The sequence below is a fragment of the Nocardia sp. NPDC059154 genome (assembly GCF_042755705.1).
GTDB lineage: Bacteria > Actinomycetota > Actinomycetes > Mycobacteriales > Mycobacteriaceae > Nocardia.
On sequence record NZ_JBHZCS010000110.1, the window covers coordinates 1 to 22,547 of the forward strand.

Consider the following 22,547-nt stretch of genomic DNA (forward strand, 5'->3'; position numbering starts at 1 on the left):
GCTGCGCGGTGCGCTGTGCGAGATCCTCGACCGCGAAAGCGATATCACCGTCGTGGGCCAGGCGGCCGACGGCCGCGCCGGCGCGGAATACGCGGAGCGGCTGCACCCGAAGGTCGTGATCCTCGATGTCGAGATGCCCGGGAGCGACGTGGTGCAGAACCTCCTCACCCTGCGGGACGTGAGCCCCGAGTCGCGAGTGCTGATCGTGAGCATGCATCAGGACACGGCCCTGATCCGCGACCTCGTCGAGTACGGCATAGCCGGATATCTGCACAAGAGCGCCAAGCGGGAGACGCTGCTGTCGGCGATTCGTGCCGCGGACGCGGGCGGCGAGGTGGTCGTCTATGTGTCGTGGCAGGAGGACAAGGGATTCGGTGGGGGGAACCGGGATCCGCTGCCGGACCAGGCGCTCACCGACCGGGAACTCGAGGTCGTGGAACAGGTTGCCGGTGCGTTGAGCAACCGGCAGATCGCGAATGCCCTCGGTATCACCGAGGGCACCGTGAAGCGGCACTTGCGGAATATCTTCCGGAAGCTCGGCGCCGTGTCGCGACTGGACATGGTCAATCGCGCGACGGCGGCCAAGCTGATCTCTCTCCATCCGTTCAAGTGCTCACACCGGTAGGCCCACCGATCAATGCACCGGCAAGCGGGCCGAGCTGGTCACCGAGTTGGCGGACGAACATGTCGCGGTACGGGCCGAGCACCTGTCCGCCGTCGCGACCGAATTCGATGGCGTGCACAGCATCCAGCGGGCCGTCGAGGTCGGCTCGGTCGACGCGGTCGTCTCCGTATCCGCACTCCGCGCACGCATCGCTGCTGCAGCAGTCGCCGGGCCGTCGAAGCCTTCGGGCTGCACACCCTTGTCCGCGGCTGCGCTCAAATCGGCCTCGTCCCGCTCTGATCGGCTACACCTTCAGGAAACGAGTCATCTCCATGGACCGCAACGAACAGGCTCTGATAGATTTCGCCCTCACCTGGCAGCCGTTCGGCGGCCCACCCGCCGAAGAAATATTCACCACCTTCGGCATCAGCAAGCCGGAGTTCTGCTACCGCGTCCACCGGATCCTGGTAACTCGCGGCACGGCAGGTGACGAAGCGTTCCGCCGCCATGCACGCGCTGTACTGCGCCTACATGACCATCCCGCACACATGCCACCACACCGCAGGAGATGACACCCGACAACGCAATCGTGGCAATGTCTGCAGGGCTGGCGGTGGGGCCGCACACTGGGAACCATCGATGCCGACCAGGCCAGTGAACGGAATCAGTGACGCCCCACCGGCCTTCACCGACCAGAGGACCGCGACATCACAGCGGTGGCGCGCACCATCACTGATGAGGTGGCTCGCAGCGGGACAAAACTCGTGATCATCGACTCGCTGGGGGTCGGCAAGTCACGGCTCGCGCTGCGGGTTGACCACAAATTGCAGCGGGACTTTGCGGGCGGCTGTTGGAGAGAGCTCTTCGGTTGGCGCGACGGGTGGTCGATCCGCTCAACGGCGCAGTCGGCTTGGAGATTCTGGCCTGGATCGCGGCCGAGAAGCACGATGCCCCGCGAGCTGCCGCGTTGTTGGGCGCCGCCCCCGCCGACGCGCAGCGTCAGCGTCAGTATTCGGGCACCGCTGGGGCTCGCACGTAAATTACTGTCGGAGTCAATCTTTGAGGCGGCGTGCCGAGTGATGTGTTCTCCGCGAAATTGTCTATGCGCTGCCGAGTTGCGGGTGAAGTTCGAAGGGCTCCTGCCGCATCTGGATGATCACGGCGTCGTCGGCTCTACCTGGCCAGCGAGGCGATTGCGCCGGCCACGGCGGGATCACCGTGGTGGCTGCCGCCCCCAGCACCAGCACCGCCACCGTCACGCGCGGTATCTCCGAGCTGATGACGACTCCCGCACCGACCCAGCGCATCCGGGCTCCAGGCGCCGGTCGCAAGCTGTTGGTGGTGACCGATACCGGCCTGCTGTCGGCGCTGGAGTCCACTCATCGAGCCGCACTCTCGCGGGGCCCTGCACGGAGACCGATCGCGACGGCTTCGCCGCGAGTTGCCGCCCCGAGTTTCTTGAGGAGGCGGGCGAGGTGGAATTTGACCGTGTTCTCGCTGCGACTCGTCATCGAAATGTCAGTAGGTTCTCGCCACGAAGAGTGGCAGTGAACTCCCGCATGTCGACCGCCAGTTTCGTGATCGAATCCTGCTCGGATGCAGAGCCGCCAGTGTCGGTGCGGGCCAACAGGTTTAGAAGGCCGTGCTGGTGGGTCGATGAGAGCGCGCGTTCGCTGCGACGCATGGCCGTGGACTGGCTGTCGGCTCTGCGCCACGCTGGTGAATGTCGTGTCGCGGTGGGCCGCGCCCTCATCGTCGTCGAGGCGGGGTGAATCCCGCAGGCCACCGCGTGGAGACGGTGTAGGAGATGTCGTCGAGTGTCGCCCAGGTGAGAGTCGATCCGGCGAGATCCGATCCGGCTAGGTTCGCGTGGGTGAGGTCCGCGCCCTTGAGGTACGTCCCGGAAAAGTCCACGTTGCTGAGGTTCGCGCCTGTGAGAATCGCGCCCTCGAGGTCGACATCGTGGAGATCGATCGCTTGCAGGTCGGCACCGGCCAGGCAGATCCGTCGCAGGTCTGTCGGGGACGAGAACTGTGGGGCATCGGCATTGCGGCGTCCGATAACAGTCAGCGCGGTGTAGATGTCGGCTTGAGCCGAGATCGACACCGGGCCCGGGGCTGATTCCAGGGCCGTCGTTTCGCAGGGTGCGACCGAAATCTGGGTACGCACAAAGGTACCGAGCACCGCGAACACGGTCTCGTGGTCCGAAGGGGAGTCTTTGGCCAGGCGTTCGAACAGGTAGATACCCGAGATACGGATGCTGATCTTGTCCGAGGCTAGCTGTTCGGCAGCGAGGCGGAATCGGTCGGTGACCGCAGTCTGCTGCGACAGGCCATATTGGTTGTCCGTGGCGTGCAGGGTCTGGTTGGTGAAGTAGAGCGCACCGACCGTCCCGCCGGCCACCGCGACCGTGGAGAGCGTGGCCAGGAGGGCGCCGAGTTTCGTCCAGCCGGACCAGTGCAGAAGCCAACCCGGCCGTGCGGCAGGCGGGGCGGGATGCGCGGGAGTCCGCAGTGAGCGACTTCGGCTGGCGAGCGCCTGCCGACGGCGCCGTGCGGCAGGTGATCCCTCGGTGTTGGTCATCCGATCTCCCCTCGTGCGATGTGGCGCCAGCAAGCTAGCCGAAGGCGAGCTTGGCCCCCGGTGTCCCGGATGTGTTGGTCGTGCTCCGGTTCTCCGGTATCAGCGGTGGTGAGGTGATGCGAACAGGCAGGTGTAGGTGGCTTCGAATTCTAGGAGCGTCTGCCAGCCGAGGGCTCAATGCCGACAGCGGCGGTTCACGAAGAATGTCATAACTGCCGGTCGTGGCCGTGGGAGCTGACGTGCTGGTTCCGCGGGGGCGAAACGATTGCCAAGGTGGCTGTGTCGGTTGAGGATTGGGAAGGCTGAATGCTCGCCGAACCGCAGGTAATGGGCATGTCGTCACCCATATCCGCACGACACGCCCGCCACGGCGTGACGAACGATCCGGTGATCAGCTGAAAGGCGACACGAAAGTGTCAGGAGCAGGCGACATCTCGATGTCAGCCAGCTTGCCCTGGGGATCGCCAGCACGATCGACGACTTCGCGAGTTCGAGCGCACGATGCCGCGCCCTCACGTGGGAGGAAGGTGCGGTGCGGCGTCGTGTGTCTCTGGACGATGCTTCCACGATGCTGGTCTCAAGCGTGAATGGTTCAAGTCGGGCGGTCCCAACGGCGCGCAACCGCATGAGTTGCTGTTCCTTCCCGGCGGCCTGGATCGAGACGCCGGTGAGGCGGTTGTCGAACAACTCGACTACCAGCTCGCGCGGTAGCGCCCTGCCAGCAGCATGAGCCGTCAGATGCCGTGGCGGGCCGACGATGGCCGCGACAGGGTCGAACAGGGGCGGGTCGCGAAATTAGGCCCGGCCTCGTTTGACGATCGTCAAGTCGCGGATATGGATCGGGCCCGAGACAGGTTCGCCCGCAGGAGTTTCCAGCCAGACGCGGCCATCCAGCTCGGCCGCTACCGCGATGTATTCCTCGCTGGAACCGGCCAGGCGCACCCGTCGCCGGGTTGTCGCGAGTTCGCTTGCCGCATACCTGTCCAAGGCTTCGTCGCTCGGTCTCCCGAGCCGGGCACGCCCTGCATTGGGTGTCCCGTCGGGACCGCACTGTTCGTTGTCCATGCAGGACAGCGTAAAAGCAGCGTCAACTGGGGGCGATGCGATGTGGGTCGTGCGAGGTAGAACCGGTATGGTTTAGCATTCGGCGATGTCGTTGTTCGCAGAAGCCTTGACAGAGTTGATCAGTCGGGAAATGCAGTGCCGGGAAATCGATGTGGCGGAGTTGGCGGATCGCTGCGGTATGGATCAGCAGCGGCTGGAGCAGATTCTCGGCGGTGCCGAGGACTATTCGCTGCGTGAGATCTCCTCTAGCGCCAATACCAGTGACTTAAGGGTTTTGCCTGGTAGTGTCTGCGGCTGGGAGGTGTGTGGATGCCGCGGCCGGGGCAGGTCAAACTGGAGTCGGAGGATCGGTTGTCCGATCGCATCGCGATCGGCCTGCTGACGCGGACGTTTCCGCCGGAGTTGGTGGATCGGGTGGTCGCCGAGTGCGGTCGTGGCGGGCAGCGGACTCGGTTGTTGCCGCCACGGGTGGTGGTGTATTTCGTGTTGGCGATGTGCCTGTTCTCCGGTCAGGGTTATGAGGAGGTCGCGCGGCTGCTGACCCAGGGTCTGGCGGGGGCGCGGCGATGGTCGGGGGCGTGGCAGGTTCCGAGCACGGCGGCGATCTCGCGGGCGCGGGTGAAGTTGGGTGCGGCACCACTGAAGTCGCTGTTCGCCGCGGTCGCGCGCCCGTTGGCGACGGAATCGACGGTGGGTGCGCGGTTTCGGCGGTGGCGGTTGATCGCCGTGGACGGCACGGTGTTCGATGTGCCCGACAGTGACGACAACTCAGCGTATTTCGGGCGCCCGGCCACTCATCGCACCGAGCGTTGCGCCTATCCGCAGGTGCGGATCGTGGGGTTGGCCGAGTGCGGCACGCACGCCATCACCGCGGCGGCGCTGGGGCCGTGCACCACCTCCGAACACGTCCTGGCGCGCGAGTTGTTCGGGCACACGGGTGCGGGTGATCTTTTGCTGGCCGACCGCGGATTCAGCGGAGTGCAGCTGTGGCGGGAAGCGTGTGCCGGCGGGGCGGATCTGTTGTGGCGCATACGATCCCACTTGATCCTGCCTGTGGTGGCGGAGCTGCCAGACGGGTCATATCTGTCCGACATCGTCAAGGGCACCGATCACCGCAAACGCGCCGACCCGACCAGGGTACGGGTGATCGAATACACCCTCACCGGTGCGGGATACCCCGACTCCGACACCCCGATCCGGTTGCTCACCACGATCCTGGACCCCGAACAGGCACCGGCGACCGAGTTGGCCGCGCTCTATCACGAGCGCTGGGAGATCGAAAACGCCTTCGACGAGCTGAAAACCCACCAGCGCGGCCCCGCGCAGGTGCTGCGCTCGCGCTCCCCGGAAGGTGTCGAGCAGGAAGTCTGGGCCCACCTGCTGGTCCATTACGCCATCCGCACCCTCATGCACGACACCGCCGAGCCCGTCGGCATCGACACCGACCGGCTATCGTTCACCCGCAGCATCCGCCTCGCGCGCCGGCAGGTGACCGCGCAGGCGGGTTTTTCCCCCTGACCGCCTCACACGAGCGTTCACCGCCGGAAAAACCGAGATTGCCGCCCACTTGCTGCCACCCCGAACCGGCCGCACCAACCCACGAGTGGTCAAACGCAAGATGTCGAACTTCGGCGTCAAACGCGCCGGGCATCGCAATCCTGTTCAGCGACAACAGAACCCACAAGAATCCATCACCCTCGCACCGCCCTCACGCACAACACCGAAGAACCCCCTACCCATACGAATCCCGGTAGACGCCAGCACTTAAGTCACTGGTATTGCCTCTAGCGCTGAGGTCTTCGATACCGGCGGCATGGATCTGCTCAAGGCCGCTGGGAGTGCCGCCTTCCCTGGGACGAACCCGGTGGTGGTTGTGCAGAGCGCCGGCCGCAGGAATCCTGGCTCGGGCCACCCGTTCGTGGTCTACCCACCGAACCGCTCAGACACCGACCAGACGTTGTGAGCCAGGGGTAGTGGCGTCAGTACCGCCACCCGGGCTGGGCCGGAGGGATCGGTCGCGGTGGTGGAGGCGCTGTTCCGACACACTTGTACGTGCCGAACAGTGAGAGGGCGGCTGTGAACGCTTCGGATTCGGTGCGGATCGGACCCGACAAGCACTGCCCGAGAGGAAACAGTTCGTGGGTGAATCCGGGCGAGTTGAACAGGGCGGCTGTTTCGTCGTCGGCGGCGTAGCGGACCCACCGGTGCGAGTGCCGGTATTTGCAGATGACCCAGTCGTTGCGTGGCGTCATAGCAACCGAGTACACCAAAGACATTGAAAGATCCTGCTGAAGCCCTCACGACGCTGGCGGGCCTGCTCGATGAGGTGAACGCCGTGCAGGACAAACTCCCTCAAAAGCTGAACCGGATCATGCAGAACGCCGAGTCGGTGGGCTCGTCTGGCGCTTAATGTTCAGGGTCGGCGTCGCTGGGGAAGTGCATGACCAGGGTGGCGGGCGTGGTGGGGTTGCTCGGGTTGGGCAGTCCGGTCGGGATGTGGAGGGCACCAGGTGCGGGGCGGCCGCCGTGGAGGGCGGTGGGGCCGTCGGTGGTGGCGAGCAGGAGCGCGGTGTCGAGGCTGATGTCGAGGTCCTCGCGGTCGAAGGCGACCGAGGAGGCGAGCGCGCCGGCGGGGCCGGGGTAGGGCAGGAGCGGGAAGCCGGGGCCGTGGAAGCTGTGGTGGTCGCCGCTGTGCTCTCGGGCGTGGCGGTGCAGGTCGGCGGCATAGAGTCCGGCGGGGCTGTCGGCGTGGGGGAGGGTGGCGTTGCGGCTGCTCCAGGCGAAGCCCAGCAGGAGCGCGGCTCGCAGTTCGGGTTCGGCTTGTGCCCAGTCGTGTTGCATGCCGGGGTGTTCGGCGGCGGCGCGCCAGTCGTGTTCGACGTCGTGTAGTAGCGATCCGATGCGGTACTGCAGGGCGAAGAGGGCCTGGACGATTTCCTCCAGGCCGGGCTCGGTGCGGCCGTAGAACCCGATCATCTGCCTCACGCTAGCGCGAATCACCGACATCGAGCGGCGAATCCACCGAAGGTGATGGTCGACAGGCATTTTCGGCGCGGTCAACGGGGCCACCCCGACGTGAGGGTGCGGTGTCGCGCTGTGGCCCGGTCTGTGCCGAGGGCAGGAGGGATCGCGTCGCGAGGGGCCCGAGGTATTCGTGAGTGGCACACGGAACTGTGCCGATCGAGCCGGTTGTGGTCATGTGGGTGCGGGTGGCTCGGCGGCGGGGTGCATGACGGCGTGCCACCACGATTCGAGCCGACTAGGCTCCGGCCAGCGCACCACCGGCTCATCGTCATCGGAACCGCCCGTGATGGTGGGTGCCGGCGTATGCCGCTTTCCCGGTCGGCGAGCGAGCCTGTCACCGCGTTCGCGTGGGGTTGCTGTCATGGCGCACCTCCGAATCCCTGGCCCGGCGCCTGGTCTCACCGGGGCGGGCTGGATTCCCAACTCGCGGCGGCGGTGTACGCCGAGGTCGACCGCGCGCGAGGAAAGCCACGAAGGCCCAAGGGCGGCAATGCCGAGGGGTCTGCGCCACCACAGAGGGAGGCCGACATGCGCCAGCGTAGGCGTTCAAGGTCAACGGCAGGCGACGTTCGAGCCGATTCCCGGGGCCCACGCCCCGAGATCGAACCTGGCGGGCGCGTTCGGAAAACGATCCAGGATCTCCAAGCCACAAGCGACGCATACGGATTGGCCCCGCCTGCGCCTGCCTCTCGGTGGCCCGACCCTCAGGTTTCAGCCATGTGGGCGAGGTGGGGCTGCGGTCGTCATCGGCACTGTGCCCGTGGGTTCTGCGAGCCGGTGCCGGCCACCGGCCGAGGGTGCCACTGCGGCAGGGCGCTCGACGGTGGGTGTGTCCAGCAGAACGTGCAGACGGGCGATGAAGACGTCGATGCTGCCGTAGCGCGCAAGGACCTGCGCGAGCAGCTCATGCACGGTCGATCCCATCAGATCGGTCACTTTCACCCCATTAAGGTTCACCGACCGGTCGGGCCGGTTCTGACCGGCATTCTGCACGACAATCTCGATCACTTGGCTAATTCCGAGATGTCGGTGACCATCTGCGCCTGGGCACTCTCGATTCGTGCCACCAGCGCGGTATTCGGGCCGCTCCGGCACAGGATCTCGGTACGGTGCGGTGCGGGTGAGCCGATCGGGGAGCGTGGCGGGGATCCGGGTGCGGTTATCGCGCCGCGTTCTCACGTCGGATCATCCGGCCGGGGTCACAAGTGGACGACTCCGGAATCGGTGCCCCGCTCCGCTGACTTCGAGCGGTGCATCGTGCTCGGCGGCCGGGTGGATCGGCCCTCAGACTCTTTCGATCCACCTGGCCTGAGCAGCAATTGGGCAGCGGGCCATCGAGCGGGTGGCCGAGCGTCCAGGCATCGGGATGGCGTGTGAGGAAATCCGGGCCGGATACTTCACGCTGCCGGCCGGGGCGCACACGCTGTTCTACCGACACTCGCTGGAAGGTGATACCGGTCCGGCGGAGAAGGCAACGACAAACGCTCGCCTTGCGTGGTGAAGACGAGCGTTTGTCGAGCGGGCCCGGCGTCTGACCAGATGGATAACCGGTCCGGCACACACGGGGCCGCGTGTCCTAAAGGTCGACGGTCTCTTCGATGATGTGGGTGCCCAGTTCCTCGGTGAACAGCGGGTCCCGGTTGGCTGCCGCACCGGTGATGAGGCCGTCGAACTCGCTGTTCTCGTAATCGAAGCCCTCCGCGCTGATACCCGGGCCTGCGACCTCGAGTCTGCGGGGTATGGCCGGCCAGAAGCCGACCCTGTTGAGCGCGTCGGCCTCTGCGGCGGTCAGGGTAGTGCTCGAGTAGGACACGAACTGCCTGACCGGGTGGTCGATGCGGTCGTACTCGCACCTGGCCAGGGTGTAGCGCAGTTGCAGGGCTCCGCGCCCGATCCCGCACACCGTGAACGGAGTCGAGCCCAGGCGCTCGCCGATCGCGCGGAGCAAGACCTCCAGCACACTGCGGTGAGCGGCACCATCGAGGGTGTCGCTGGCGCCCAGCGACACCAGGATCAAATCGGCGCCGGCGGCGCCCAGCGCTTCCCGGAACGAGTACCCCGGGCTGTCGAGTTGCCGGGCGAAGGCACCGGGATCGGCGCCCGTCATATCCGGGTCGCCCACCAAGATGAACGGCGCTCTCAGCCCGTCGTCCTGGGCGGGAAACACCGCTGCGCTGCCGAGCAGGAGAGGCCAGTTACTGGCTGGTGCCACAGTCGTCATCGTCGAACTCCTCACGTCGTCGGGAAGAGAAGAACCGAACTTGCAACAGGCAACCCCGCAGGAACAAACCCACACGGGGTAGTGGTCGGCAAGCCTAAGGGGCACCACCGGCCAGCTGGTGCCACAGCAAGGCGTGTCGACCAAGCCATCCCCGTCGACCCCGACGGACATCGACGCCGACGCCGCCTCGAGGCCGAATGTGGGGTCTCAACGACCATACGGCCGGGTAGGGCTGCAGATATTCGCCAAGGGCCAACAGATCTCGATACCGTACGGTCCTCACCACCGCAGCCAGGGAAGTCCCATGTCCTCAACACAAGCCGTCAAATTCACCCCCGTACACGCCGACCGGTCGGATGCCCCGACCGCGCGACTGGCACTGGACCCTGATACCACATATTCCGTGGAATACAACCTTGTCGCAAAGGCGGCAGGTGCCGGCAGTTTCGCGACTGCGCGACTGGACCTCAGCGGCACCACCATCGAAGGGTCCGAACGAACCAGCGCATCGGCCGTAGCAGCTGGTGAGACGCTGGTATTGGCCGGCCGCACTGTCTTCACCACCGATAGCGACGTGGCAAGACTCGAGCTCATATTCTTCTCTGGCCCACCGTCACTCGACACCACCTTCGAACACGCCCAACTGCGCTACGACAAGATCAGCTGAGCGACCGCGGCGACCACGGGCTGCTGACAAGGGGGGTGCAGCAGTTCCGCGCGGCAGCCGAGCCCTGGCCTGCACCACACGAGCCGGGCTGACACCGGCGCCAGGGAAAACGCCGGTAGGTGAAACACCGGTCGCCGGTACGCAGAACGACCCCGACAAGCACGGACAGTCATCGATCCGGTGGACCCGGTCTGTGTCCCCGCCCGGCCTCCGGGAAAAGAACCGGGCGGGTGGGTATGCATTCCACAGATGGCCACCGGAGGGGAGGTGACCGAGAAATATCGTAGGCGCGTCGGCCCGATCAGGCCTTTCACCACGCCGCTGCGGAAGTGGTGGCCTGTGGGCGCCGGAATGGACCAAGGCCTGAGCATCTTCAAGCAGACGGTGGAATCCTCCAGCGAGCACCTCGGCTAGCCAGGTCAGTCGCGTCATCGCGCGTGGGCCGGCAGGAACGTCCGCCCAGGTCACCGGAGTTTGCGCGGAGAATCGGACACATGGGCGGCACTCGACGCACACGTCGCGATCGGGCCCGCGGTGCACGAACCCCAGGCCTGGTAGCCGAGATACGCCGCTTCCCACCCCCGATTCGTGTGACTCGCAGCGGTAGATGGCAGTGTTCCCACAGCGTCAGGTGGCGCCGATGAGGCGAGCGTTCGTCGAGCGGGCCCGGCGTCTGCCTGCCCAGATGGTTACCGATCCGGCACACACCGCGCGCGTGCCCTACGGGTCGACGGTCTCTTCGATGATGTTGGTGCCCAGCTCTTCGGTGAACAGCGGGTCCCGGTTGGCCGCCGCACCGAGGATGAGGCCGTCGAAGGCGCTGTTCTCGTAGTCGAAGCTGTCCGCGGTGACGCCCGGGACCGCGACCACGAGTCTGCGAGGTCGAACCGGCCAGGAGCCGACCCTGGTGAGCGCATCGGTCTCGGCGGCGGTCGGGGTAGGGCTGGAGTAGGACACGAACTGCCCGGTCTGGTGGTCGATGCGGTCGCACTCGCACCTCGCCAGGGTGTAACGCAGCTGCAGGGCCCCACGCCCGATCCCGCACACCGTGAACAGAGTCGAGCCCACGCACTCGCCGATCGCGCGGAACAGAACCTCCAGCACACTGCGGTGAGCGGCGTCATCGAGGGTGTCGCTGGTACCCAGCGACACCAGGATCAAATCGGCGCCGGCGGCGCGCAGCGCCTCCCGGAACGAGTACCCCGGGCTGTCGAGTTGCCGAGCGAAGGCACCGGGATCGACGGCCGTCATGTTCGAGTCGCCCACCAAGATGAACGGTGCCATCAAGCCGCCGTCCCGGGCGGGATACACCGCTGCACGGCCGAGCATGAGAGGCCAGGTACTGGCTGGTGCCACAGTCGTCATCGTCGAACTCCTCACGTGGTCGGGAAGATCCGGAGAAGAACCGAACTTGAGCAGACACCCCCGCAGCGCGACAGCGCGCGAACAGCGCACCACACGCGCGGGCGCAGCCCATGCTACCTGCACCGATATGCCTGCGAACGTGGCTTCTACGTCGACCTGGCGGGCACCCTCATCCCGTGCCGAGCACGCCGCCATCGAGGCGCGGATGCCCGCAGGTGGCGCATCCCACGCTGACGACATCGGATGGACGAGGGTCTCGCCCCAGCGGCGCGGTAGTGCACGTGGGGCGAGACCCTCGTATCGGCTCAGCAGGGTCAGGGGGGTTGTGCTGCGCCGACACCTCAGCGCATACCAACAGGTCGGCCTTCTCAACCGGTCGGTGCCCGATCGTGGCTGACTGATGATGAGGTCGTTACCGGCCCCCATCCCGTCCACCCATGTCGCTGAGTGTTCGAAAACGATCGATGCGAACAATCCGCCGGCACAACGGCGTCGGACTTCGAGCGGTCCTCTAGCCGGGTGCGCCCGCGGTGACGAGGTCTGCCACGTCGAGATACGCCACCCTCGATTCGTGCACACCCTCTTCGATCCACTCGGTCTGAGCAGTACCGGACCGTAAAGAGCTGCGGTCGTTGCTGTTGCTGGGGATGGCCCGGGATCAGCTGATCGTGTTGATGAGCCACCTGCCCAGGCTCTGTGTCATCACCTCGTCGCTGTCGTCGATGCGTTCACGATCGAACTCACCGTTGCCGAACCAATCGACCTCGGCCTGGGAGCGCACTTTGATTTTCACCGGAATCCGGGGCCACCAGCCCACCCGCTCCATCAACGCGCCTTCCTCGGTCCGGTGCGGTGTCCCGTTCCAGGACACGTAGAACCCGGTCCGAGTATCGACGCCTTCGGTTTCCGACTTCGCGAGCGCGTAGCGGGCAAGCAGCGCGCCGCGCCCGAGACCACCGACGGTGAGCCGATATTCGCCGGTTGCCCGAAGGCCGACAAGTGAGGCAGAGGCGGTCTGGGCGGCAACGGTTCTCGCATGTCCGTCATCGAAGCGGCTGGATCGGAGCGCACTGAGAATAGAGAGCAGCGTCACTTCATGTACGGCAGTCAATTCGGCGATGGTTCGAGCACGTTCCACCGATGCCGCGCGGGACTCGACAAGGTAGTCAGGGCTGGCTTGGGTCACCTGCTGCCTGATCGAAGTCGCCACCAATCCGAACATCGCAGACACTTGCGCCGCGATGGCGGGCTCGACGCCCTTCTCGACAACGAGCACCAGGAGTGTGTCGCTGACATCGCGAACTGCCCATACTCGGCGTGCCCTGCGCGCAAGCGTCACCTGGCCAGCGAATTGAGCGCCAGGCTCGATTTCTCGCTTGAGGTCGTCGAGCTCGGCCACGGTGACCCGCTCGATGATGTCCCTCGCACCCGCGATCTTGCGTGGGCGGCAGGTACATTCACGGGTGTAGATAGTGAGGGCCATGTGCGGACAGCGGCCGTTGATCGCACGAGAGAATCGGTGCGCGATCTCTGAGAGCGGTCCGGTGACCACCTCACGCACGGCGACCAGCGAGTTCGCGGGTTCGACGACTTCACTCATCCCCCTACTCTAGGCATTGCGACAGCCCCACCACCTATCCGTTGGGCCAGTCAGCATTATCCCTACGGATAGGGCCACACTCGCCGTGTGGACCGTACCGTCTCGAATGACATGCCGCATGCCCACATGGCGATCTGTTTACTGAAGAAATGAGGACACATGCCGCAGCAGGTACGAGGTGTCATTGCTCGGACGAAGGGTGCACCGGTCGAGGTTACGACCATCGTGATACCTGATCCGGGCCCTGGCGAGGTGGTTGTCGATATCGCGGCGTGCGGTGTGTGCCACACCGACCTCACGTACCGGGAAGGCGGAATCAACGAGGAGTTCCCTTTTCTGCTCGGCCACGAAGCCGCGGGCATCGTCGAAAGCGTCGGCGCGGGAGTCGAATCCGTCGCACCTGGCGACTTCGTAATCCTCAACTGGCGCGCGGTCTGCGGTGACTGCCGCGCCTGCAAGCGCGGTCGGCCGCAATACTGCTTCAGTACCTTCAACGCGACCCAGAAGATGACGCTCGAGGACGGCACCGAGCTCAGTCCAGCACTGGGGATCGGTGCTTTCGCTGAAAAGACGCTGGTTCACGCGGGGCAGTGCACCAAAGTCGATTCGGCGGTCGATCCGGCCGTCGCGGGGCTGCTGGGCTGCGGCGTCATGGCGGGTCTCGGGGCGGCGGTGAATACCGGCAATGTCAGCCGTGACGACTCGGTGGCAGTCATCGGCTGTGGTGGTGTCGGTGACGCGGCGATCGTCGGAGCGCGGTTGGCAGGCGCGCGAACGATCATCGCTATCGATCGCGACGAGCAAAAATTGCGCTGGGCCAGGGAGCTCGGAGCCACCCACGCCATCAATGCGACCCGAGTCGACCCCGTCGCGGTCGTCCAGGAATTAACCGACGGCTTCGGCGCCGACGTGGTAATCGATGCGGTCGGCCGTCCGGAAACCTGGAAGCAGGCGTTCTACGCCCGCGACCTCGCCGGCACAGTGGTACTCGTCGGGGTCCCTACTCCTGACATGACTCTCGAGATTCCACTGATCGACTTCTTCTCCCACGGCGGCGCTCTCAAATCGTCCTGGTACGGCGACTGCCTTCCGGAACGAGACTTCCCAACACTCATAGACCTGCACTTGCAGGGCAGGCTGCCACTTGACAAGTTCGTCACCGAACGGATCGGCATCGACGACGTCGAAAAGGCCTTCCACACTATGCATACCGGCCAGGTGCTGCGCTCAGTGGTGGTGTTGTGAGCACATTGCGAGTCGAACGCGTCATCACCGCGGGAACTTTCGAGCTCGACGGCGGCACGTGGGAGGTCGACAACAATATCTGGCTAGTAGGTGACGACGCCGAGGTCGTTGTCATCGACGCCGCCCACGAGGCGAAACCGATCGTCGAAGCGGTGGCAGGCCGACACGTCGCCGCGATCGTGTGCACGCACGGGCACAACGACCATGTCACGGTGGGGCCGGAGTTGGCCGTCGCACTTGACGCGCCGATTCTGCTGCACCCCGGCGACGACATGCTCTGGCAGCTGACGCATCCCGGCGAGCGATATCACGAGTTGGCTGATCGACAGCGGATCGCCATCGCCGGAACCGAACTCGAGGTGATTCACAGCCCCGGACACTCCCCCGGGTCTTCGTGCTTGTATCTGCCAGAGGCGGGCGTGCTTTTCTCGGGCGACACGCTTTTCTCCGGCGGTCCAGGCGCGACCGGGCGCTCGTACTCCGATTTCCCGACAATTATCGGTTCCATCCGGGATCGGCTGTTCGCGTTACCGGAAGAGACAATTGTCCACACCGGCCACGGCGCGAAGACCTCCATCGGAGCCGAAGCGCCCCACTTGGCGCAGTGGATCGCTAGAGGACACTGACAACAACCAGCGGAGAGGACGATCAGGGCGATGCATCGCAGCGCACCCGAACAGGACATCGACGAGGCAGAGGTGACCGTAACGCCGCCGAAAACCCAAGCGGCAGGGGTTAAAGCAGTGACAGTCGCCCTGGATCGTGCGATCGGTGAAATGGGTGTGGTACGCACCGCCCGCACCTTGGTCCGGGTCAACCAGGTGCACGGTTTCGACTGCCCCGGCTGCGCCTGGCCCGAGCCGAGCGGCCATCGTCGGCCGGCCGAGTTCTGTGAGAACGGAGCCAAAGCGGTCGCCGAGGAAGCGACGCTGCGAAGGGTCTCCCCTGAGTTCTTCGCAAAGCATTCGATCGAGGATCTGGCGGCCCGGTCGGGGTATTGGCTGGCCCAGCAGGGCAGGCTCACCCATCCGATGGTGCTGCGCCCTGGCGACTCTCACTATTCCCCCATCGAGTGGAACGACGCCTACACACTGATCGCGGAGTCGTTGCGTGATCTGAATTCGCCGCACGAAGCAGTGTTCTACACCTCGGGCCGCACCGCCAACGAGACCGCATTCCTGTACCAGTTGTTGATCCGCAGCTTCGGCACCAACAATCTGCCGGACTGCTCCAATATGTGCCACGAATCCTCCGGCGCTGCGCTGACCAACTCCATCGGTATCGGCAAGGGATCGGTCACGATCGATGATTTCGCCGCTGCGGACCTGATCGTCGTCGCCGGTCAAAACCCCGGCACCAATCATCCACGCATGCTCTCCGCGCTGACCAATGCCAAGGCACACGACGCCAAGGTGATCGCGGTAAACCCACTGCCGGAGACCGGTTTGCTCGGCTTCCGTGACCCGCAGACGGTCAAGGGTTTCACCGGTGGTGTCGCCATCGCTGATGACTTCCTGCAAATCCGTATCGGCGGCGATATGGCGCTGTTCCAAGGGCTTGGCAAACTGCTGTTCGACGCCGAGGATCGCGCCCCGGGCACGGTAGTCGACCGCGAATTCATCGACGAGCACTGCGCCGGATTCGCCGACTATGAGCAGCATATTCGTGGGATCGACCTGGACGCGGTGGTGGAGGCGACCGGGCTGCGACGTGAGGATCTCGAACGAACCGCGCGACTGCTGGCCGAGTCGAAGAGCACGATCTTCTGCTGGGCGATGGGCCTGACCCAGCAGAAACACGGCGTCGCCACCATCGAGGAGGCCACCAACCTGCTGTTGCTGCGCGGCATGATCGGCAAGCCCGGCGCGGGCGTGTGCCCAGTGCGCGGCCACTCCAACGTCCAGGGCGACCGGACCATGGGCATCTGGGAGAAGATGCCCGACACCTTCCTTGATGCCCTGGACCGTGAATTCGGTATCACCAGTCCGCGCGAACATGGTTGGGACACTGTCGATTCCATCCGGGCGATGCGCGACGGGCGGGCTCAGGTGTTCTTCAGCATGGGCGGCAACTTCGCCTCCGCCACTCCCGACACCGACGTGACCGAAGCCGCGCTGCGCAATTGCGCACTGACCGTGCAAGTCTCGACCAAACTCAACCGCAGCCACGTCGTGCACGGGCGTACCGCACTCATCCTGCCCACCCTCGGCCGCACCGACAAGGATGCTCGCGACGGCGTGAAGCAGCAGGTATCGGTCGAGGATTCGATGTCGATGGTGCATCTGTCCACCGGCCGACTCACACCGGTCAGCGACCAACTGCGTAGCGAAGTCGCCATCGTCTGCGAGCTCGCGCGAGAGTTGCTCGGCCCGAAGCATCCGGTCCCCTGGGAGCAATACAGCCGCGACTACGACAAGATCCGCGACGCAATCGCCCGCGTCGTCCCCGGCTGCGCGGACTACAACACCAAGGTCCGCCAACGGGGCGGCTTCCAATTGCCACATCCGCCTCGCGATTCCCGCGAATTCCACACCAACACCGGCAAGGCCAACTTCGCCGTGAACGACCTGGTGTGGCTTCCCGTTCCCCACGGCAGGCTGATCCTGCAGACACTGCGCAGCCACGACCAGTACAACACCACCATCTACGGCCTCGACGACCGCTACCGCGGCGTACACGGCGGCCGCAAAGTGGTGCTGGCACACCCCGACGACATCTCCGCACTCGGCTTCGCGGAGAACCAACTCGTCGACCTCATCTCCGAATGGCCCGACGGGGTAATCCGCCGTGTCGAAGGATTCCGGTTGATCGGCTACCCCACCCCGCGCGGCAACGCCGCCGCCTACTATCCCGAGACCAATCCCCTAGTGCCGCTCGATCACGTTGCGGCGCAGTCTAATACGCCGGTGTCAAAGGCACTGACCATCCGGATGGAACACCACTTCCACCAACGGCCGAACTCGTGAGCAGGGTGACCACCCTCCGCCGAATGCACCGGATTTCACCCGACGGTGACATTCGTCGCGCGGATTCCCTCGCGGTCGAGGAGCCCCTCGAAATCCGGATCGGCGGGCAGTCGCTGACCATCACCATGCGCACCCCGGGCGACGACATCGACCTCATTCACGGATTCCTGTTGAGCGAGTCCATCATCACCAATGCCCAGGACCTGATCAGCGCGCGCTACTGCGCGGGCACCGACGAAAACGGGCGAAACACCTACAACGTCCTCGACCTCACTCTACGCACACCGATGCGGCTGCGAGCACGGAGCTTCATAACTACCAGCGCCTGCGGACTCTGCGGCAAGACCGCACTCGATGAGGTACGGACCCGCACCAGGTTCCCCATCCCGGCCGACGGTCCGACCGTCCACACCGACATGCTCTCCACGCTGCCCGGCAAGCTGCGAACCAAACAGAAAGCCTTCGCCGCCACAGGCGGCCTGCACGCGGCCGGCCTATTCACCACCGATGGCACAGTGCTGGCCGTCCGTGAGGACATCGGCAGACATAACGCCGTAGACAAGGTGATCGGCTGGGCACTGCGCCGAGAACTCATCCCCGCCCACGATCTCGTCCTCATCGTGAGCGGACGCTCATCCTTCGAGCTTGTCCAGAAGGCCGCCATGGCGGGCATCCCGGTCCTCGGCGCCGTCTCAGCCCCCAGCTCGCTGGCCGTCGACCTCGCCGCCGACGCCGGCATCACCCTGATTGGGTTCCTGCGCGGCGACACCATGAACGTGTACACCCGAATCCACCGAGTGTCTCGGTAGATCCAGCGACGGACATACGCCGCGATCCTGGCGGCAGGGCCGGGATCGGGCATATTCATACGTTCGAATACTTGTCGAGAAAACGCTCTGCCTGGCGCGATCCCCGGCGCCGCTCCGGCTCGCTACACGGATCGATCGGGCGCACCAGCGCGTCCCGGCCACCGTGCCCGGCCGAGGCCGAATTCCGGCGGTGATTGTCGGTTCCGGCCTCGCTGTAGCCCCCGGCTGCCGATGCCTCGCGACCGGGTTCGCCGTCTCGGGATCGCCGCTCCTTGACGTACGCCTCGTAAGAGGTGGTGGCTGGGCTGGCGACGTTGCTGGTGCCCGGCTCCTATTTGGTGATCAGCCACCTGGGTTCGGACATCTCGCCACGGATCGAGCACTTACGGAAGGTGTTCGACGGTGGAGGTATCGACCTGTACCCGCGCAGCCGCGACGAGCTGGCCGACCTGCTGTGCGGATTCGAGCTCTGCGGGCTCGGCGTGGCGCCGGTGGCCGAGTGGCTGGTCGGTGAGGCGGCGGTTGTGGGTGCCGTCCCACATGCGTCGACGCGGGTGGCCTGCTATGGCGCCCTCGCCCGCCTTTGACCCGCATTGAGTAGGAGCCCATCGATGGACGTGAAAGGCTGGGTTGGGGCATTGTGCGGTCGGATCTGGCCGGCCCGGGTGCGGCCGAGCAGGAAGAGACGGTGCGGCGGCTGGCCAGAGATGTCGGCTTGTCGCTGGCCCAGGTCTCGACACTGCCGGACGATCGGGATCTTCCACGGCTGCATGCCAGCCTCGAGCAGGCCGGGGTCACCACGGTTGTGGTGCCGGATCGGCAGACGCTGGGTAGTGATTGGCTAGCCGTGATCGGCTTGGATGTCGATGTGCTGATTGCGGATCCGCTGGGGTTGCGGCCGCGGCGGTCGTCAAGTGCCGGCCGGATCCGGTGGAGTGAGCGGTGATCGCGGTGGCCGATGCACAGTGCAGCGTGCTCGCCCTGGCGGGCGCGGGTTGGCCGCGGTGGGCGGTCGCCCTGCCGGATTGGCATGAGCTGGTCGCGGCGATCCGCCGGCACATCGGTGACGGCCCGGATGCGTATCCGGTGCCCCGGTGTGCGTGGGTGCTGGCGCAGCTGCGGGTGACGTCGTCGAATACGGCGGGGTTCGCGGAGATGCGGGCGGGCCTGGTGGAGCGAATCGACGTGTGGGGGCGAGTGTTCGCGCCGTTCGCCGCGAAATGCTCGCAGTCGCTGGGGGAGGCGGTCGATGCGCTGGCGCGCGCTCGTCTCGAGGCCGAAGCGGTGTTGGCGGCCGGATGCGATGCCGGCGCGGTGCATGAGGCGTGGCGCGTGGCCAGTGAACGCGCGGTCGCGTGGACGGATCTGGTCGCCGAAGCGATGTGGGGGCAGCGACGTGTACCGCGGCGGTGAGTTCCCGGCCCCGGTGGTGAACGCGCCGGGGTGGGCGAAGCGGTGGAGTCAGTGCGAGGTGGAGGTGGATGGCACGACCAGCACTGGTACCGGAAGAATTGTTGTGCAGGAGCAGTTTTCACGCGGAATCGGGTTGTATCTGCGCGGGCCCGGGACCGTCGTGTGGGATACCCCGTTGTGGCTGGGTAGCACCTCGCTGATCGACCAGATGAAATCGTTCGCCACGGATGTCATGCGCGGGTTGGCGTTGTATGAGGCTGCGGGGGCGGTGGATTCGGTGGTCGATGCGGTGGCCCGTTTGCAGCGGTGGAACGCCGCGCAGGCCGGGCAGATGTCGCCGGCGGGTCGGCTGCGGCTGCCGTGGTCGCAACCGCAGGTGCTGGTGGTCGAGGTGTGGGACGCGCGCCGTCCATGGCCGGGTTCCCTAGACCTGATGGGGTCCGGGCCGGGTTATCGGTACTTCTCAGTGACTCGACTGCGCGTGAGCACTGCCATCGTCATCGACACGGCTTTCCCTACTCGTGGGAGGTGTTCGCCTCGGCGCGCTGGTCCGACTGGTCCTGTGCGCGGCGAAAGCCCTACTAGCAGTGAATTCGTCGCAGGCTCGTCGATCCCTCCAGGAACTCGCATTGGTTCAGCGATGACCTGACCCACTCTGGGCTGCGGGGACCGTCCACCATCACAGGAGTCCGTGACGCGATCTACTCGGCTGGTATGCACTCATACGTCCAGGCAGCAGGTTGTCCGGGACTCGCCTGCTAGTCGCCGTGGTCGCGAATACAGGGAACCCGCCACGGGAAGGTCCGGGTTCGAACCTCACTCGTACCGGCTTGTCAGATGATGGCGGGATCTCCCCTTCGATCGTGGTGTAGACCCAAGGCCCCTCATCGAGGGCGACGATAGCGATCTGCGACGGCGCCCATTCCTCGAGACTCCTCTCGGGCAGCACCCGATACACCACCCGCCAGGACACGATCGCCCCCTGCCCGCAGGACGGCACCCATTCCAGCGTCGTCGACTTACACGACGTGCATGTGCCGGCCAGCGGCGACAGGAGCGCCGCGCAGTTACGGCACCGCTTGACCATGAAGGTCGTCTCGCCGACCTTCTCGGCAGTGGTGTCGGCGACCCGGCGCGAATTCGGTGAACTCATGAGATCTCCTGCGGAGAGTGGCTGCTGTGGTGCCAACAGCCTCTTGTGCGCTGGCGGTACCCGCGACGGCCGAGTGACCCGGGACATACCTGTTTTTGCGCCGCAGCACGTTGAAAGAGACCAGAGCGGCAAACATCCCGCCACACGTTCGGCAAGGTATGCGTCGGTGGTATGGCATCGGCGGCGCCCCGGCAGTTGGCGAGAGTTGGCTCTGCCGACACTGAGGCGCCGCTCGCCTTCGACGCCTAGCACGTGTGTCTCATGCGACATGCCGATTCTGGGGAACCACGGGCCTGTCACGATGAACGTGGGCTCCCCCGTGGGGAAGTCTCGTAGCTCCGCTCGTCGCGCAGGCGGCGCCTGCCCTGCTGAACCTCGTCGGTGTCGGCCCTGAGACCGCCGGTCAACTGCTGACCAGCGCCGGCGACAATCCCCAACGCATGCGCTCGGAAGCCGCGTTCGCGCACCTGGCCGGCGTCGCCCCGATCCCCGCCTCATCCGGTCGCACCCGCCGACACCGCCGGGGCCGCGGTGGTGACCGGGCAGCCAACAACGCCCTCTACACCCTCGCCGTGGTCCGCATGCGCCATGACCCGCGCACCCACGCGTACGTTGAACGCCGCACCGCACAAGGGCTTTCGAAGAAAGACATCATCCGCTGCCTCAAACGATTCATCGCCCGCGAGATCTACCACGCCCTCACCGAACATCCTCCGCACCACCAACCAGCCGAAACTGCTTGACATCTATAGGAGCATCACAAACGACTGACGCGCAGAGAGTGCGTTTGCGGACGTCAGCGCAAGTATCCAGGTTGGTCCGGATACGAGTCCAGGTGCTTGGCCGCTATTCCTTCGCTGTGGGTGTCTTCGACCGCGCGCAGCAACTGCTGAGGGTCCACATCAGTCCAGTACGGCGGCACCTGCACCCGGCCCACCGCCAGCTCGAGTTCGCCGACAAACTCACCGCGACCGAGGTACGGCCACCCCATCGCGGACTGACCCGACACCGTCGGTATTGATATGTAGGGCATTTTGTCAAGTGGGCAAGCGAAGGCGGGTCCGGAGCCGAGTGGTTCCGGGCCCGCCTTCTGATAGGTCGACGGAGGGTGCCCGAGGTGGCATGTCGTTGTTCGCGACGGGTGGTCAGGCTCATATGCGCGGGTTGGTTACCGCAGGACGACTGTTCGGCAGGAACGGTGCTGCTGCTCTAGGATCGGGCGTGGCAACTACGCGAATGTTGTTGCTGCTCATAATACTTTCGCAGGTCGTTCCTCACGCTGCCCGCCTCTTCGTCTTTCACGTCGACCGGCTCGTGGGTAGGTCAGTTCTCGATCGTGGCCAGCGACCAGCACCATCCGGCCAGTTCGCGGGCGACCGCGACGTTGGCGACGACGGTCCGCTTCTTGCGGGCGGTGAACTGTTCCCACCGGTGATGTAACCGCTGGTTGCCGGCGTGGCCGCGGGCGCGTGCCGCGGGTGAGGCCTGGGCCCATCGTGCCGATACCACGCGGCCGGGTGTGCCAGCGGCCATCGCCGTGATCGCAGTGTCGAGCCGGTCACGTCGGCCGCGGGCCAGCACCATCGTCTCGTAGGCGGCATCGTAGGTCGCCTGCAACGCCGGGCGATCAAATCGCTGCTGCCGCAACCAGATTTCGTGAACGCTGGTCCACGCTGTCCCGCCGTAGTACACGATTCCTTGCCGCAGAAGCAGTTTCGACACCCGATGCCGGGCACGTGTCGCGCGTCACTGAGGATGGTGATGTTCGCGTCGTCGGCGATGGTGACGAGTGGGCCGTGAAAACGGCCCCGTCCGTGTGTGGGACGGGGCCG

24 protein-coding genes and 3 pseudogenes are annotated in these 22,547 nt (G+C 65.5%); 15 read left to right on the forward strand and 12 right to left on the reverse strand.

The features are described from left to right. The coding region (locus ACFXN1_RS47950; RefSeq protein WP_379464025.1) for a response regulator at positions 1-625 on the forward strand (625 nt) is incomplete at its 5' end. A 254-nt stretch (positions 626-879) separates the two neighbouring features. Here the strand turns inward: ACFXN1_RS47950 and ACFXN1_RS47955 are convergent. After that, on the reverse strand, positions 880-1,113 hold the full coding sequence (locus ACFXN1_RS47955; protein ID WP_379446071.1) for a hypothetical protein: 234 nt from the start codon (positions 1,111-1,113) through the stop codon (positions 880-882). A 359-nt stretch (positions 1,114-1,472) separates the two neighbouring features. On the opposite strand from ACFXN1_RS47955, the gene ACFXN1_RS47960 reads away from it, so the two are divergent. Continuing rightward, on the forward strand, positions 1,473-1,643 hold the full coding sequence (locus tag ACFXN1_RS47960) for a hypothetical protein (RefSeq protein WP_379446072.1): 171 nt from the start codon (positions 1,473-1,475) through the stop codon (positions 1,641-1,643). A 40-nt stretch (positions 1,644-1,683) separates the two neighbouring features. Further along, positions 1,684-2,006: pseudogene (locus tag ACFXN1_RS47965) on the forward strand (ISAzo13 family transposase); the annotation flags it as partial. Here ACFXN1_RS47965 and ACFXN1_RS47970 read toward each other — a convergent pair. The 3 genes and pseudogenes from ACFXN1_RS47970 to ACFXN1_RS47980 form a co-directional block, all read right to left on the reverse strand. After that, positions 1,984-2,103, reverse strand: a pseudogene (locus ACFXN1_RS47970) (LuxR C-terminal-related transcriptional regulator); the annotation flags it as partial. The pseudogenes ACFXN1_RS47965 and ACFXN1_RS47970 sit on opposite strands and share 23 nt — an antisense overlap. A gap of 250 nt (positions 2,104-2,353) precedes the next feature. Further along, positions 2,354-3,187, reverse strand: a complete 834-nt coding sequence (locus ACFXN1_RS47975; protein ID WP_379446069.1) for a pentapeptide repeat-containing protein — start codon at positions 3,185-3,187, stop codon at positions 2,354-2,356. Positions 3,188-3,982: 795 nt separating this feature from the next. Beyond that, a complete protein-coding gene (locus ACFXN1_RS47980) occupies positions 3,983-4,252 on the reverse strand; it encodes a hypothetical protein (RefSeq protein WP_379446068.1) in 270 nt (89 codons plus the stop codon). A gap of 309 nt (positions 4,253-4,561) precedes the next feature. On the opposite strand from ACFXN1_RS47980, the gene ACFXN1_RS47985 reads away from it, so the two are divergent. Continuing rightward, positions 4,562-5,770, forward strand: coding sequence for an IS4 family transposase (locus tag ACFXN1_RS47985; RefSeq protein WP_379446067.1), 1,209 nt, complete (start codon positions 4,562-4,564; stop codon positions 5,768-5,770). 757 nt (positions 5,771-6,527) lie between these two features. After that, a complete protein-coding gene (locus ACFXN1_RS47990) occupies positions 6,528-6,662 on the forward strand; it encodes a hypothetical protein (protein WP_379446066.1) in 135 nt (44 codons plus the stop codon). Here the strand turns inward: ACFXN1_RS47990 and ACFXN1_RS47995 are convergent. The 3 genes from ACFXN1_RS47995 to ACFXN1_RS48005 all read right to left on the reverse strand — a co-directional run bounded on the left by ACFXN1_RS47995 (position 6,659) and on the right by ACFXN1_RS48005 (position 9,497). Continuing rightward, complete coding sequence (locus ACFXN1_RS47995) at positions 6,659-7,228, reverse strand: hypothetical protein (RefSeq protein ID WP_379446065.1); 570 nt, start codon at positions 7,226-7,228, stop codon at positions 6,659-6,661. The genes ACFXN1_RS47990 and ACFXN1_RS47995 overlap by 4 nt on opposite strands. A 759-nt stretch (positions 7,229-7,987) precedes the next feature. Continuing rightward, entirely contained in the window at positions 7,988-8,284 is a 297-nt protein-coding gene (locus tag ACFXN1_RS48000; protein WP_379446064.1) for a hypothetical protein, read from the reverse strand. Positions 8,285-8,852: 568 nt separating this feature from the next. Beyond that, positions 8,853-9,497, reverse strand: coding sequence for a hypothetical protein (locus ACFXN1_RS48005; protein WP_379446063.1), 645 nt, complete (start codon positions 9,495-9,497; stop codon positions 8,853-8,855). Between the two features lie 403 nt (positions 9,498-9,900). Between ACFXN1_RS48005 and ACFXN1_RS48010 the strand changes: the two genes are divergently transcribed. Continuing rightward, complete coding sequence (locus tag ACFXN1_RS48010; protein ID WP_379446062.1) at positions 9,901-10,164, forward strand: hypothetical protein; 264 nt, start codon at positions 9,901-9,903, stop codon at positions 10,162-10,164. A 720-nt stretch (positions 10,165-10,884) separates the two neighbouring features. Here the strand turns inward: ACFXN1_RS48010 and ACFXN1_RS48015 are convergent. After that, positions 10,885-11,529 carry a hypothetical protein gene (locus ACFXN1_RS48015; RefSeq protein WP_379446061.1) on the reverse strand — a complete coding sequence of 215 codons (645 nt, stop codon included), beginning with the start codon at positions 11,527-11,529 and terminating at the stop codon, positions 10,885-10,887. Positions 11,530-12,187: 658 nt separating this feature from the next. Next, positions 12,188-13,129 (reverse strand): hypothetical protein, encoded by a 942-nt coding sequence (locus ACFXN1_RS48020; protein WP_379446164.1) that lies wholly within the window; start codon positions 13,127-13,129, stop codon positions 12,188-12,190. A 159-nt stretch (positions 13,130-13,288) separates the two neighbouring features. Here ACFXN1_RS48020 and ACFXN1_RS48025 point away from each other — a divergent pair, with 159 nt between their 5' ends. The 8 genes from ACFXN1_RS48025 to ACFXN1_RS48060 all read left to right on the forward strand — a co-directional run bounded on the left by ACFXN1_RS48025 (position 13,289) and on the right by ACFXN1_RS48060 (position 20,211). Next, positions 13,289-14,374, forward strand: a complete 1,086-nt coding sequence (locus ACFXN1_RS48025; RefSeq protein WP_379446165.1) for an S-(hydroxymethyl)mycothiol dehydrogenase — start codon at positions 13,289-13,291, stop codon at positions 14,372-14,374. Next, complete coding sequence (locus ACFXN1_RS48030) at positions 14,371-15,000, forward strand: MBL fold metallo-hydrolase (protein WP_379446166.1); 630 nt, start codon at positions 14,371-14,373, stop codon at positions 14,998-15,000. The genes ACFXN1_RS48025 and ACFXN1_RS48030 overlap by 4 nt, the downstream gene beginning before the upstream one ends. A 30-nt stretch (positions 15,001-15,030) precedes the next feature. After that, on the forward strand, positions 15,031-17,340 hold the full coding sequence (locus ACFXN1_RS48035) for an FdhF/YdeP family oxidoreductase (RefSeq protein ID WP_379446167.1): 2,310 nt from the start codon (positions 15,031-15,033) through the stop codon (positions 17,338-17,340). Further along, positions 17,337-18,149, forward strand: a complete 813-nt coding sequence (gene fdhD, locus ACFXN1_RS48040) for a formate dehydrogenase accessory sulfurtransferase FdhD (RefSeq protein ID WP_379446168.1) — start codon at positions 17,337-17,339, stop codon at positions 18,147-18,149. Before ACFXN1_RS48035 ends, fdhD begins: the two co-directional genes overlap by 4 nt. A 296-nt stretch (positions 18,150-18,445) precedes the next feature. Further along, positions 18,446-18,736 (forward strand): SAM-dependent methyltransferase, encoded by a 291-nt coding sequence (locus ACFXN1_RS48045; protein WP_379446169.1) that lies wholly within the window; start codon positions 18,446-18,448, stop codon positions 18,734-18,736. A 53-nt stretch (positions 18,737-18,789) separates the two neighbouring features. Beyond that, entirely contained in the window at positions 18,790-19,095 is a 306-nt protein-coding gene (locus ACFXN1_RS48050) for a hypothetical protein (RefSeq protein ID WP_379446170.1), read from the forward strand. A gap of 5 nt (positions 19,096-19,100) precedes the next feature. Beyond that, positions 19,101-19,562, forward strand: coding sequence for a hypothetical protein (locus tag ACFXN1_RS48055; protein ID WP_379446171.1), 462 nt, complete (start codon positions 19,101-19,103; stop codon positions 19,560-19,562). A gap of 64 nt (positions 19,563-19,626) precedes the next feature. After that, entirely contained in the window at positions 19,627-20,211 is a 585-nt protein-coding gene (locus ACFXN1_RS48060; RefSeq protein ID WP_379446172.1) for a hypothetical protein, read from the forward strand. Positions 20,212-20,241: 30 nt separating this feature from the next. On the opposite strand, the gene ACFXN1_RS48065 is transcribed toward ACFXN1_RS48060, so the two are convergent. Beyond that, positions 20,242-20,715 (reverse strand): Zn-ribbon domain-containing OB-fold protein, encoded by a 474-nt coding sequence (locus tag ACFXN1_RS48065; protein ID WP_379446173.1) that lies wholly within the window; start codon positions 20,713-20,715, stop codon positions 20,242-20,244. A 368-nt stretch (positions 20,716-21,083) separates the two neighbouring features. Here ACFXN1_RS48065 and ACFXN1_RS48070 point away from each other — a divergent pair, with 368 nt between their 5' ends. Then, positions 21,084-21,458 carry a transposase gene (locus ACFXN1_RS48070; RefSeq protein ID WP_379446175.1) on the forward strand — a complete coding sequence of 125 codons (375 nt, stop codon included), beginning with the start codon at positions 21,084-21,086 and terminating at the stop codon, positions 21,456-21,458. Between the two features lie 53 nt (positions 21,459-21,511). On the opposite strand, the gene ACFXN1_RS48075 is transcribed toward ACFXN1_RS48070, so the two are convergent. Together ACFXN1_RS48075 and ACFXN1_RS48080 are read right to left on the reverse strand one after the other, a co-directional pair. Further along, positions 21,512-21,724, reverse strand: coding sequence for a hypothetical protein (locus ACFXN1_RS48075; RefSeq protein WP_379446174.1), 213 nt, complete (start codon positions 21,722-21,724; stop codon positions 21,512-21,514). 314 nt (positions 21,725-22,038) lie between these two features. Then, positions 22,039-22,449 (reverse strand): annotated as a pseudogene (locus tag ACFXN1_RS48080) (IS110 family transposase); the annotation flags it as partial. Positions 22,450-22,547 lie beyond the last annotated feature (98 nt).